Source organism: Embleya sp. NPDC059213 (assembly GCF_042754445.1).
Taxonomy (GTDB): domain Bacteria; phylum Actinomycetota; class Actinomycetes; order Streptomycetales; family Streptomycetaceae; genus Embleya.
The window spans coordinates 33,993-35,612 of sequence record NZ_JBHZAV010000097.1; the positions used below are offsets into that span (position 1 = coordinate 33,993).

2 protein-coding genes are annotated in these 1,620 nt (G+C 74.6%); one reads left to right on the top strand and one right to left on the bottom strand.

Annotated elements, in window-relative coordinates:
* Positions 1 to 645 (top strand): NosD domain-containing protein (locus tag ACFXMF_RS29855; protein ID WP_380020859.1); only part of this gene is annotated, 645 nt, incomplete at its 5' end.
* A gap of 108 nt (positions 646 to 753) precedes the next feature.
* Here ACFXMF_RS29855 and ACFXMF_RS29860 read toward each other — a convergent pair.
* Positions 754 to 1,536 carry a hypothetical protein gene (locus ACFXMF_RS29860; protein ID WP_360316077.1) on the bottom strand — a complete coding sequence of 261 codons (783 nt, stop codon included), beginning with the start codon at positions 1,534 to 1,536 and terminating at the stop codon, positions 754 to 756.
* Positions 1,537 to 1,620: the final 84 nt, after the last annotated feature.

Here is a 1,620-nt window from a genome sequence, read left to right on the forward strand (position 1 = left end):
TATGCCTCGGAGGGCCTGTCGGTACTCGGCAATCGTGTCGTCGGCAACCGCGTCGGAGTGACGGTGAACTCCAACGACCTGGAGGCGCTCGCGCCGCAACACGGCGCGGTGATCGCCGGCAACGTGGTCGCCGACAACAACGCCTCGGACTCGCCCGAACAGGCCGACGGAGGCTTCGGGATCGGCATCGGCATCGGTGGCGGCCAGGAGAATCGCATCGCGCGCAACCTCGTCCGGGGCAATCGCTCGGCCGGGGTCGTGGTCACCGACCCGGCCGGGCATCCGGCCGTCGGCAACCGCGTCGAAGGCAACCGCGTCACGGACAACGGCGTCGACCTGGTGACGGCCTCGACCGACCCCGGCAACTGCTTCACCGGCAACTCGCCCACGACACAGAGCCCGAACGGTCTGGAGGACCTCGCCGGGTGCGCCGTCACCCCGCGCCGGGCCGTCCCGGCGGGCCGGATCGTCCATGTCCAGCCGCCGCCCGGCGTCGCGTTCCACGCCGTGCCCGCCCCGCCCGCCCAACCCTCGATGCCCGACCCCATGGCACCCGGCCGGCCGGCGACGGACCTGCCCGGGACGGTCGACCCCGACCGCTACGCCCTGCCGACCGGCACCACCGCGATGCCGCAGCCACGCTGAGCGCGGCCGGCGTGCGCCGGGGCGGGTCGACCGGGCCGCTCGGCAGGCGGGTCGGGATGTCACGAAGCCCGATCGGCCGTCGGGGAGCCGCACCGCCCTCGGCGCACGTCAGCCGGCGATCCACGGCGCCTCGGGCATCCGCGCCTTGTCGTCGCGCCCGGCGATCTCGACGGTCGTCGGGGTGCCCAGGCCCGGCATGCGCATCGTCGCGCGTCGCAGCGTGCCGTCGCCGTCGACCCAGTACGTCAGCGGCGAGAGTTTGCCGTCGGTCGCGTCCTGGGCGCGCGGACCGGAGAACCTGTCGTACTTCCGGTCCTGGATACGATCGTGACCCAGCCAGCGCGCCCCGGACTGCGCCAGCAGCAGCGGGTTGTCGGGCCTGTCGGCTCCGAGTTGGATCAGCAACCTGAGCCCGGAGTCCAGGGGGTCGGCGGTGTAGGCCCGCGACGACCAGCCCTGGCGGGGGATGTGCTCGGCCTGCTGCCACGCCGGACCGTCCACGCCTGCCGGCACCGGCGCCAGGCCCAGACCGGCGCCGTCCCAGACGATCAGGCCGCGGTCGAGTTGGCCGGCGGCTCCGGTGACCTGGTAGCCGCCCACGGCCCGGCGCGTGCGGTAGTCCACGACCGCCTCGACGCGGATCGTGACCCCGCCGCCCTCGGCCGCGGTGAGGGCCACCGCGACCGGACTGGCCTGATACAACGTCAGCCGCGACGCCGCCAGGCGGGACGCCTCGTCGACGGTCACCGCCCGGTCCGGGTCATCGCTGTCGGAGAGCGCCCGGTAGCCGACCAGGCCACCGACCGCGGCTCCGCACAACGCGACCGCCGCCAGGATCGAGAACCAGAGCCTGCGTCGCGGCACGCGGTCGCCGATCTTCTTCCGGACCATGCGGATGCCTTCCCTCACGTCGGTCAAAAACTCGGGCGGGGGGGGGGGCCCCACCTGCCGGCCCCCCCCCCCGCCCCGCCGGGC

Bases quoted from the DNA above. Each gene is read 5' to 3' on its own strand.
- ACFXMF_RS29860 (WP_360316077.1), bottom strand. From the start codon at position 1,536: ATGGTCCGGAAGAAGATCGGCGACCGCGTGCCGCGACGCAGGCTCTGG.